Consider the following 9,690-nt stretch of genomic DNA (forward strand, 5'->3'; position numbering starts at 1 on the left):
ATCCTAACTCACAGCGCTGTCATTTCGCTCATCTGCGGCAATGGTCACTGTGAACTCTCAGAAATCAACCGGCCCCGCGGTCGGCATCTACCCGCATAACATGCACCCAGGCTTGGTTCCCGGCATCGGTGTCGAGGACCAACGCAACACTTTTGGTCTGGACAAGATCACCTTCTTCACCACCGCCGTCTTCGTTGTGGCCTTCATCATCTGGGGTATCAGTTCGCCAGATTCGGTATCGGCAGCCTCGTCCGCTGCTTTCTCCTGGGCCATCACCAACGCTGGTTGGCTGCTCAACATCACCATGATGATGGCCGTCTTCACCATGACGTACATCGGATTCTCTCGTCTCGGCCGCATCAAGCTCGGCACCGACGACGAAGAGCCGGAGTTCGGCTGGTTCAGCTGGGTCGCGATGATGTTCGGCGCCGGCATTGGCGTCGGAATCTTCTTCTACGGTCCTTCCGAGCCTCTCGCGCACTATATTTCTCCGCCACCGCACACTGTCGACGGCAACACTGTTGAAGCCCTCCACCAATCCATGGCTCAAGCGCACTACCACTGGGGCTTGTCTCCGTGGGCGGCTTATGCCCTCGTCGGTGGAGCCATCGCCTACTCCTCCTACCGCCGCGGCCGAGTTCCGCTTGTCTCCTCTATTTTCAAACCACTCTTTGGTTCCCGTGATACTGACGGCCCGCTGGGCAAGCTTATCGACATCCTCGCTCTCGTCGCTACCCTCTTCGGCACCGCCGCCACGCTGGGACTTTCTGCTATCCAGATTGGCCAAGGCGTGTCGATTATCCGCGGCACCGGCCCCTTGACCAACACCGCACTTATTGTCGTCATTGCGGTGCTGGGCTGCGGCTTTATCATTTCCGCGGTCTCCGGTGTTGCCCGGGGTGTGCGCTACCTTTCCAACTTCAATATCTCGCTCACGTTAGGCCTCGTGTTTTTCGTCTTCCTCGTCGGCCCAACGTTACTCCTGCTTAACCTCGTGCCGTCCGGCATCGTGACCTACATCGACCAGCTTTTGCCCATGATGGCCAAGGGGCTGTCCTGGGGTGATGAGACCATCGAGTTCCAGTCCTACTGGACCGCCTTCTACTGGGCGTGGTGGATTGCGTGGACTCCGTTCGTGGGCATGTTCGTCGCCCGCATTTCCCGCGGCCGCACATTGCGCGAATTCACCGCAGTAACGATCTTTGCGCCGTCCCTCATCCTCATCCTGGCCTTTACTATCTTCGGCGGTACCGCCATCTCCTTCCAACGCGAAGGTCTCCCCGGCTTCGACGGCTCAGCTTCCGGTGAGCAGGTGCTCTTCACCATGTTCGACAACCTGCCGCTTAGCCAGATCACGCCTTTCGTCCTGCTGACCGTACTGGCAGTTTTCTTCATTACCTCCGCCGATTCTGCCTCCGTCATCATGGGCACCATGTCCTCCAAGGGGGATCCCGCCCCGAGTAAAATCATCGTCATCTTCTGGGGATTGTGCATGATGGGCATTGCCGTCGTCATGCTGCTCACCGGCGGCGAAGACGTGCTCACGGGCCTGCAGAACCTCACTATTCTTTCCGCGCTGCCCTTCTGCCTCGTGCTTCTCTTCATGATGGTGGCCCTCATCAAGGATCTGCGCTCCGACCCCATGTTCATCCGCCGCACGTACGCCCGCGCCGCAGTGGAGAATGCGGTGCTACGCGGCATCGAGGAACATGGCGACGACTTCGAGCTCTCCATCGAACATGCAGATGAGGGCCGCGGTGCCGGCTCCGAGTTTGATTCTTCCGCGCACCGCTACACCGACTGGTATCAGCGCACCAACGAGTCTGGAGAGAATGTCGATTACGATTTCGACACAGATACGTGGTCTGATGGCTATGAGCCCGAAACCACAGAGGAGAATAAGGAGAAATAGTGGGAATCCCTGACGACGTTGTCCTAGACGGCTATACCCTCATCGAGCAACACGAGATTGACCACGAGTTCCTCATCAATGGCTCGCCGCTCGCCGTGGATACGCCTCTGCTTTTCGCACTCACGATTGTTGGTGTTCTCCTCGTGGCGGCCAGCTTCTTCCTGCGCAGGCCGGTCCGCATCATCGCCGGACTACTGGGCGCGATCCTGACGCTTACCAAGCTGTGGTGGATGCCCATCGCGCTGGCCCGCCAGTTCGAGGACAGCCAAGTCTTCGGCTACACGCTGAAGTACTACCCCCAGTACTGGCCGGCGGCCTCCGTCATCGTGGTCGTCATCGCTATCATCGGCATCATTTCCGCCTTCCTCCGCCGACGCTAACGCGATTCCAGCACAGCAATCGCAATGTGCACGCGGTTGGTACCGCCCAGCTTGTCCAAGATGTGCTTGATGTGGGTCTTCACCGTGGTCACGGAGACATAGAGCTGATCGGCGATCTCTTGGTTATCCAAACCTTGGGCCACGAGTTGCGCCACGTCGTTCTCGCGCTGGCTCAAGCCGCCCAGGGGGCGGGGCTCAGGCGCCTTGGCTGCGGGCGCGGGCTCGGGGCGCTTGAGCGCCAGCAGGTTCTTCAGAGCCTTCGGGCTTAGCAACTGCTGCCCTGCGGCCACGGCCCGCACCGCCGAGACCAGTCCTTCTGGCTCGATGGTCTTGAGCAAGAAGCCCATCGCTCCGGCATGCAGCGCATCCACGATGAACTCATCCGTATCAAAAGCGGTGAGCATGACCACCGGAATGTCTGGCGCACTCGCGCGCAGTTTCCCGGCCGCCTCGATTCCGTCCATGACGGGCATGCGGATATCCATGAGGACAACATCAGGGCGCAGGTCCAGCACGCGGGCCACGCCGTCTCGCCCATTGCTGGCCTCAGCCACCACCTCGATGTCCGGCGCGCCTTCCAGGATGAAGCGGATACCGCGCCGCAGCGCCTGCTCGTCGTCGACCAACACCACTGAAATCATTGTGCGCTTGCCTCCTCCGGTAGTTCGAGGACCCAGGTGAAGGTGGAGGCGTCGTCAAGCACGGTGAAAGTACCTCCCGCCAACCGGGCGCGTTCCTCCATGCCCAGCAAGCCGTTCCCGCCACCGGACTCCGGCTGATCCGCCACTTTCTTGTTCTGCATGGTCACCCGGACCTTATCCTCCTCGTTCTCCACCCTGAGCGTCACCTTCTGGCCCGGCGCGTATTTGCGGGCATTGGTCAGCCCTTCCTGCACGGCGCGGCCCATCGTGTGGGCGGCTAGTGTGCTCAGCTTATCGACATCCCCCTTCTCATAGCGCACCTTCGTCCCCGCCGCGCGTGCGCGCTCAATGTGTTCCTCGATGCTCGCGCGCGGATCCACGCGGTCATCCACGCGCAGCGCCTTGATGACCCCGCGCAGGTCCTCCACGGCGGCCTTGGCCTCAGACTGGATGGTTCCCGCCGCCTCGGCGATGTGCTCCGGGTCGGCGTCCTTGCGGTAGCTGAGGCCACCTGCGTACACGGAAATGAGGCTGAGCCGATGCGAGAGGGAATCGTGGATATCGCGCGCAATGCGGTTGCGCTCCTCCAGGCGCGCCCGCTCCTCGCGCGAGCGCAGCTGGTCCTCATTGAGCTCCGCCAAGCTCACCAACGTGACCTCGCGCTGGCGGCGCTGCGCGCGCACCGAGCCCGTAATCCAGGCAACGATCAAAAAGATGCTTCCAAAGAGTCCGTAACCAAAGATCGACAGGTAGTTCACCTGCAGGTCAGGCACCGCCATGACGGTTACATACGAGGCCACCAGCACCACCGTCCCCACCAAGGACCAGCGCAGACGGCCGCGCGAAATGAGCGAGATCAAGACCACCAGCACTGACAGAGACAGTGGGCGAAACCCGCCCAGTACGAGGACGAGCAGAGCCGCAATCAGCGCCACCGGGTGACCGGGGTACTCCTCGTGGATGTTGCGCTCCCGCCGCGAGTGATGCAGGGCGAAGGGCAGCAGAAGCCACGTGACAAAGCTAAACAGAACCATGAAGCTGGAAATCATGGCTTGCTCGTCCGACCCGTCAAATTTTTCGAGCTGGGGGATCCACGCGGCCCCATCCACCACCACGCAGAGCATGATGAGCAGCACCGTGATCCATAGTGGTCGCGTCTTTCTCGTCATGGTTGTCACGATAGCTCTCCCCCAGGGTATGGAAATCCTCCCTGCGGAGGATACCGGCACCCCAGGCGCAGTTCATAGTCTAAACCGCATGAGAAGAACACAGACTTTATATGAACTGCTTACCGCCGCCGGGCTGGTGTTCGCCGTTTATGATTTCTCCCAAGGTCCTTTCGTCACTACCAGCGCGCTCGCCGCAGTGTTATATGCGGCTGTCGCAATCGGTCTCACGCTGCTGATTCTGCGCAAGCACCCGGGCATTGCGCACGGGGTGGTGTGGGGCATTGCGGTTACCAGAGTCGCCGGCCAGCTCAACGAGAACATGAACCACCTCCTCATCCGCACGGTCCCAGACTGGCTGGTCATCGCTGGAATCGCCCCACTTAACGAGGAAGTCCTCAAATTCCTCGGCGTCATCTTCATTTGCACCTGCGTCATCCGGCCCCGCCACTGGGCGGACTACGTCTTCGTCGGCGTGGCCGTAGGCATGGGCTTTAGCGTGAGCGAGAACGCCGCCTACTACGCCAACATGACACTGGAGAACCTCGATTCTGATCTCAAGGGAACGCTCCTGGGGCTCCTTGCCCGATTCATCGCGAACCCGCTCATGCATTCCTTCTTCACCGGCATCGCAGCATATGGACTCTCCCGCAGGCAACCGGTGCGCTGGCTGCTTATCGCCATGGCGGTGCACTTCACGGCTAATATCGGCCCGTCTATCTCTACCGCGTTTGACGACGCCCTATGGCCCATCTTCCCCACCTTCCTCATCCTCATCGGCCTGTGGGTCGCCACGATTGTCAGCATTGTGAAACTCCGCAGAATCCTCCCTGCGGAGGATACCGGGGTCAAACCGCAGCTCTTAGGGTCAAAAGCATGAAAAACACACTGATTTATTCCTGCATCGGCGTCCTCGCCGCAGTACCGCTTGCCGACGCCCTCCTCCCCGACCCCACTCCCGACACCACCCCCGTGCGCGGTATCCCGGGGCTCGAATGCCCGGAGGATCCGTACGCTTCCTCGCAGACATGGAACTGCGGGAGCGCGACCATCATTTCTGAGGAAGGCAGCTCCTCCCACGAGGTCGAGACCTACCTGCCGCGCCAGCACCGCTCGTTCACCGGGACGCGCGCGCTCACCGACGCCCCCATCACCACCCAGGCTGCCGAACTCTACCGCATTTCCGACGAGGACGGAATCACGCTGGCGAACCCGCACAACAACACCGTCTCCTTCCTCCACATCGAGGGCCCGAAGGCAAGTGATTTCGCCGACCGCGTGCAGAAGGAGGATGCATGAAGTACCTGTACTTCCTGCTGACCCTCGGCGCGCTAGGAGTGACCGTTGTCCACTACACCCGTGAGCCCTTCCTGCCGGCGAGCGCGCTGACTGCCGTGGTCTTCGCCGCCGTACTCGTCTCCCTCACGCTGTTCCTCCTGCGCCGCCGGCCGGGGATTGCGCACGGCGTGGTGTGGGGTATCGCCGTCTCCGGGCTCGCCGTGGAGCTCAATACGAACATGACACACCTCCTTGCCCGCGCGGGCCTGGACTGGCTGGGCGCTGCCGGGTACGCGCCGCTCACCGAAGAAGTGCTGAAATTCCTCGGCGTGATTCTCATTTGCACCTGCGTCATCCGGCCCCGTAGCTGGCTCGACTACGTCTTCGTGGGCGTGGCCGTGGGCCTCGGCTTCACTGCGGGTGAGGACGCTACCGCATTCGCGCGCATGACGGTGGATAACCTCGATTCGGATACCGCCGGCGCGATCTCAGCGGTGGTCATCCGTCTGGTGTCCAACCCGCTCTCCCACTCACTATTCACCGGGCTTAGCGCCTATGGCCTATCCCAGAAACAGCCGGTGCGCTGGCTCATTGCCGCCATCGCGGTGCACGTGACGAACAACCTCTTCCCGTCGCTAAGCACCGCGTTCGACGACGCCATCTGGCCCCTCCTCGCCGGGATGGTCGTCGTGGTCGCTGTGTGGGTAGCCGTAATCTGGGGCGCTATCGCGCTGCGGAAGAAATCCGCTACTGCTCGGAGCCCGTTGCCTGAACGGGCGTACGCATAGCCTTCGTGGCCGGCGAGGGGTGAGCGTCTTCGGCGGCGAGGCGCTCGAAGGCCACCGCCGCCAGGGCTGCGGCTTGGTCGCCCAGCACCGAGTCGTCGAAAGTCACCAACGGCGAGTGATTCCACTCGCGCATATGCTCCGGGGTTTCCGGATTGGCTGTACCAAACCACATGAACGTGCCCGGGACCTGGGCCAGCACCACGCCAAAGTCCTCCGAGGCCATCATCGGCGTCTCCATCGGCAGGACATTCTCGGCCCCAAACATGCCTGCCCACAACGACGCCGCAAACTGGTCTTCTCTCGGCGAGGTTTTCGTCGCGGCATAGAGCACCTCAAAGTCCACCTTGGCCGTGCAGCGATGCGAGGCCGCCACGGAGCTCGAGACCTCGATGATCATCTGGCGGACGGCTTCGATGTGTTCGTCGCGAAGCACGCGCACCGTCGCCCCCAGCTCGGCCTTATCAGGAATGATGTTGACCGCGCCGTCGCCCGCGCGCAGGTTCGTCACGGTGATGACGATAGGTTCGTTAGCGTCGAAGCGCCGCGTCAGAGCCACCTGCAACGCCACCTGGATTTCCGCGAGCGCCGCCACCGGATCCACAGCGTCGTGCGGGCGCGAACCGTGCCCGCCTTTGCCGTAGACCGTGATCCACAGGTTGGAGGACGACGCCATCATCGGGCCGCCAATGTGGTGGAACGTGCCCCGATCCTGCGGCCCAACGTGGAGACCGTAGGCGGCAATGGGACGGCGTCCAGCAGCGTCAAGCACGCCTTCCTCAATCATGGGCTGCGCACCACCAGGGCCCTCCTCACCCGGCTGGAACATGAAGGTGACATCCCCCATCAGCTCCTCGCGGTGGCGGCACAGCATCTTCACCGCTCCGATAAGACCAGCCGTGTGCAGGTCATGGCCGCAGGCATGCATGTTGTTATTCCGCGACGCAAAAGGACTGCCCGTCTGCTCGCGCAGCGGCAAAGCGTCCATGTCCGCGCGCAGCAGCACCGACACCGGGCGCTCGCCGCGCTTGCCTCCGCGCAGCACGGCCACCACGGAACTCAAATCGCGCCCGCGATGAATCTCCAAAGGCAAGCCCTCGAGTGCTTCCAACACCTTCTTCTGTGTGCGCGGCAGGTGCAGGCCAATCTCCGGATTCTGGTGCATATCGCGCCTAAACTCCTGCAGCTCTGGGAGCAGCTCGCGGCCCTCCTCAAGGAACACCTCGCTGGCGAGCCGGTCCCCCAGCTTCGCAGAAACCATGGGAAGCGGGGGTAGTTGCTGGCGGTGGCGCGGCGCCATCTTCATGGTGTCATCCTTTCGCAGAGTGGTTTCCCCGAGCCTACCTGCGACTGTATTAATGTACTAGGCCATGAAGGTCCTTTCCGCGCTGGTGGCCAGCTCCCTGATGTTCACGCCCGGCTCCTCCTACCAACTGTCGAGCCGCGACGAAGCCTCCTCACAGTGGGCAGTTGACACTATGTTCAACGTCATCGATGGCTTGGGCACCTCCTCCCATCTGCTTACCGACGCATGGTCTACGGAGCAGGAAGAGTACCCATACCCGATTAGAGAAATCGACGAGGTCTCCCTCGTGGAGCGGCGTGCTACCGACGAACCTGGCCGTGAGAAGTGGATCGTGTCTTCTCCATCAATGGGTCGTGACATTCCTGTCGACGTCGTCGTGGGCAACGGCGGGCCCGTTGTGTACTTTCTCGAGGGCGTAGATTCCCCGGAGACCTCGAACTGGATCACCAAGGGGCATGTGAAGCGCGTCTTCGGCAAATCCGACGCCAGCATCGTCATCCCCTCGCAGGGAGCCGGATCCATGTGGACGGACTGGAGAGAGGATGACCCGAAGTTGGGGCGCCACAAGTGGGAAACGTTCCTCATCACAGAACTGGCTCCGCTAGTGGAGGCGGAGCTCAACCACAACGGCAAACGCGGACTCATTGGGTTGTCCATGGGAGCATCGGGCGCGGTGATGATGGCGAACAACAACCCGGGTTTCTTCCATGGCGTGGCGGGCATTTCCGGCTGCTATTCCACCACCAGCAAGGTGGGCCAGGGCACGGTGGACTTGACGGTGCGCACCAAGGGCGGCGACCCGACGAACATGTGGGGCCCGCGCGGTTCGGAAGACTGGCTACGCAATGACGTCATGTCCCACCCGGAGGGGCTGCGCGGCACGGCGCTCTATCTCGCCGCGGCCTCGGGCGCGTGGACGGACGAGGAACTGGCGGCTTATCCCGGGAAATCCGTCAATGACCGCATCGGGGGCACCCTTTTGGAGGCCGGCTCACGTCGCTGTACGGAGGAGTTTTCCGCCGCGCTTGCCGACGCCTCCATCCCCCACACCACCGACTATCTCACCGAAGGCACCCACGACTGGGTGATGTTTGGCAAGCAATTGCAGCCGGCGTGGGATGCGATTAAACCGGCTCTCTACTAACGTCGACGGCATGCCCCAATTCCGCAGCGCTTTCATCCCCGCCTCCATCCTCGTGGCAGGGCTTGTCATCCTCGCAGTGTTCTACGTCGGCTTAAGCCGCCATTACAACTCGCAGGAGCTGCAAGCGCTTATCGACGGCGCCAATGCCAACGGCCAGGACTATAGCGTCGTCATCCACAACGAGCTGACCGGAAGCTATTCCTTTAACGCCGAGTAATTCTGCGTTCCGGTTGCGGGGTTGGTGAACCTGTTTTAGTCTCTGTGGCCATGGGGGTATTAGAAACCTACTTCCACTACCGCAACTCGGGGATCGCGCTAGTGGAACATGCATCCAGCTCACCCGACGAACTGCGCGCGCTCGGCGCCGACCCAGCCGATGCCACCGAGCTTTCCCACCTGCACCGCACCTACTTCGGGCAAACCCGCTTTAGCGGCAAACAACGCAAAGCCCGCGCTACCGCCCTTCAGCAGCGCCACAGCCTCGCCACGCTCACCCTCATCGAGTCCTACACCGCACGCGTGAAAAAAGACCTCGATGCCTGGAACCTACGCATAAAACTTGCCGGCACCCCCGCCCACAAAATCCGAAAAGTAGCCACCACACGCCTTAAAGAACTAAGGTCCAAGCGCCAAGCCAAACCTGGAGTCAGGTTCACCTACCGAGCCACAGGCCCCAACTCCATGACCATTACCGATGACGCACAAGTCATCGCCGATATCCGCGGCACCCTCGAATCCGTCAACAAACACAACCTCCTCGACGCCGCACGCACCGTCATTGTCACCGGCGGTATTGGCACCAGACCTGCCGTACACGCTCAAGTCGTTGTCACCCTCGACGAATTTGACCAGATTATCAACGGCGACGGCGACGAGATAGAACTGCTCCTCACCAACGGCGCGCGCATGACCGGGGCAGAATTCCTATCGCATAAATTCGCTTCCACCGGCTACGCCACCATCATCCACCCCGTAGAAGGGCCCATTAACTCCTACCGCACACAACGCAGCGCCAGCTGGAAACAACGCCTCACCTTATGCGCTGAATTCCAAACCTGCTCTAGGCCCGGCTGCAACA

11 protein-coding genes are annotated in these 9,690 nt (G+C 61.6%); 8 read left to right on the forward strand and 3 right to left on the reverse strand.

Annotation, left to right across the window (positions count from 1 at the left end; all coding sequences use genetic code 11):
- Positions 1 to 40: 40 nt before the first annotated feature.
- Both HMPREF2875_RS04545 and HMPREF2875_RS04550 read left to right on the forward strand, forming a co-directional pair.
- Entirely contained in the window at positions 41 to 1,912 is a 1,872-nt protein-coding gene (locus HMPREF2875_RS04545; RefSeq protein ID WP_070670719.1) for a BCCT family transporter, read from the forward strand.
- Positions 1,912 to 2,292 carry a hypothetical protein gene (locus HMPREF2875_RS04550; protein WP_070670721.1) on the forward strand — a complete coding sequence of 127 codons (381 nt, stop codon included), beginning with the start codon at positions 1,912 to 1,914 and terminating at the stop codon, positions 2,290 to 2,292. The genes HMPREF2875_RS04545 and HMPREF2875_RS04550 overlap by 1 nt, the downstream gene beginning before the upstream one ends.
- On the opposite strand, the gene HMPREF2875_RS04555 is transcribed toward HMPREF2875_RS04550, so the two are convergent.
- On the reverse strand, positions 2,289 to 2,933 hold the full coding sequence (locus HMPREF2875_RS04555) for a response regulator (RefSeq protein ID WP_070670723.1): 645 nt from the start codon (positions 2,931 to 2,933) through the stop codon (positions 2,289 to 2,291). The two genes, HMPREF2875_RS04550 and HMPREF2875_RS04555, sit on opposite strands and share 4 nt — an antisense overlap.
- Entirely contained in the window at positions 2,930 to 4,102 is a 1,173-nt protein-coding gene (locus HMPREF2875_RS04560) for a sensor histidine kinase (protein ID WP_246817028.1), read from the reverse strand. Before HMPREF2875_RS04560 ends, HMPREF2875_RS04555 begins: the two co-directional genes overlap by 4 nt.
- 88 nt (positions 4,103 to 4,190) lie before the next feature.
- Between HMPREF2875_RS04560 and HMPREF2875_RS04565 the strand changes: the two genes are divergently transcribed.
- Genes HMPREF2875_RS04565 through HMPREF2875_RS04575 form a run of 3 tightly spaced genes read left to right on the forward strand, consistent with a single transcriptional unit; the run spans position 4,191 to position 6,165 of the window.
- Positions 4,191 to 4,979 carry a PrsW family glutamic-type intramembrane protease gene (locus HMPREF2875_RS04565; protein WP_246817029.1) on the forward strand — a complete coding sequence of 263 codons (789 nt, stop codon included), beginning with the start codon at positions 4,191 to 4,193 and terminating at the stop codon, positions 4,977 to 4,979.
- Positions 4,976 to 5,398 (forward strand): hypothetical protein, encoded by a 423-nt coding sequence (locus tag HMPREF2875_RS04570; RefSeq protein ID WP_070670727.1) that lies wholly within the window; start codon positions 4,976 to 4,978, stop codon positions 5,396 to 5,398. Before HMPREF2875_RS04565 ends, HMPREF2875_RS04570 begins: the two co-directional genes overlap by 4 nt.
- Positions 5,395 to 6,165, forward strand: a complete 771-nt coding sequence (locus tag HMPREF2875_RS04575) for a PrsW family glutamic-type intramembrane protease (protein WP_070670731.1) — start codon at positions 5,395 to 5,397, stop codon at positions 6,163 to 6,165. Before HMPREF2875_RS04570 ends, HMPREF2875_RS04575 begins: the two co-directional genes overlap by 4 nt.
- On the opposite strand, the gene HMPREF2875_RS04580 is transcribed toward HMPREF2875_RS04575, so the two are convergent.
- On the reverse strand, positions 6,125 to 7,468 hold the full coding sequence (locus HMPREF2875_RS04580; protein WP_070670733.1) for a M20 metallopeptidase family protein: 1,344 nt from the start codon (positions 7,466 to 7,468) through the stop codon (positions 6,125 to 6,127). The two genes, HMPREF2875_RS04575 and HMPREF2875_RS04580, sit on opposite strands and share 41 nt — an antisense overlap.
- Positions 7,469 to 7,532: 64 nt before the next feature.
- Between HMPREF2875_RS04580 and HMPREF2875_RS04585 the strand changes: the two genes are divergently transcribed.
- From HMPREF2875_RS04585 to HMPREF2875_RS04595, 3 genes are all read left to right on the forward strand, one after another.
- Positions 7,533 to 8,612, forward strand: coding sequence for an alpha/beta hydrolase (locus tag HMPREF2875_RS04585; RefSeq protein WP_070670736.1), 1,080 nt, complete (start codon positions 7,533 to 7,535; stop codon positions 8,610 to 8,612).
- A gap of 10 nt (positions 8,613 to 8,622) precedes the next feature.
- The gene (locus HMPREF2875_RS04590; protein WP_070670738.1) at positions 8,623 to 8,829 is read left to right on the forward strand and encodes a hypothetical protein; all 207 of its coding nucleotides are present in this window, start codon (positions 8,623 to 8,625) and stop codon (positions 8,827 to 8,829) included.
- A gap of 50 nt (positions 8,830 to 8,879) precedes the next feature.
- The coding region (locus HMPREF2875_RS04595) for an HNH endonuclease (RefSeq protein WP_070670740.1) at positions 8,880 to 9,690 on the forward strand (811 nt) is incomplete at its 3' end.

The organism is Corynebacterium sp. HMSC078H07 (assembly GCF_001812805.1).
Lineage (GTDB): Bacteria > Actinomycetota > Actinomycetes > Mycobacteriales > Mycobacteriaceae > Corynebacterium.

Bases quoted from the DNA above. Each gene is read 5' to 3' on its own strand.
- HMPREF2875_RS04575 (WP_070670731.1), top strand. From the start codon at position 5,395: ATGAAGTACCTGTACTTCCTGCTGACCCTCGGCGCGCTAGGAGTGACC.
- HMPREF2875_RS04585 (WP_070670736.1), top strand. From the start codon at position 7,533: ATGAAGGTCCTTTCCGCGCTGGTGGCCAGCTCCCTGATGTTCACGCCC.
- HMPREF2875_RS04565 (WP_246817029.1), top strand. From the start codon at position 4,191: ATGAGAAGAACACAGACTTTATATGAACTGCTTACCGCCGCCGGGCTG.
- HMPREF2875_RS04545 (WP_070670719.1), top strand. From the start codon at position 41: ATGGTCACTGTGAACTCTCAGAAATCAACCGGCCCCGCGGTCGGCATC.
- HMPREF2875_RS04570 (WP_070670727.1), top strand. From the start codon at position 4,976: ATGAAAAACACACTGATTTATTCCTGCATCGGCGTCCTCGCCGCAGTA.
- HMPREF2875_RS04580 (WP_070670733.1), bottom strand. From the start codon at position 7,468: ATGAAGATGGCGCCGCGCCACCGCCAGCAACTACCCCCGCTTCCCATG.
- HMPREF2875_RS04590 (WP_070670738.1), top strand. From the start codon at position 8,623: ATGCCCCAATTCCGCAGCGCTTTCATCCCCGCCTCCATCCTCGTGGCA.
- HMPREF2875_RS04560 (WP_246817028.1), bottom strand. From the start codon at position 4,102: ATGACGAGAAAGACGCGACCACTATGGATCACGGTGCTGCTCATCATG.
- HMPREF2875_RS04555 (WP_070670723.1), bottom strand. From the start codon at position 2,933: ATGATTTCAGTGGTGTTGGTCGACGACGAGCAGGCGCTGCGGCGCGGT.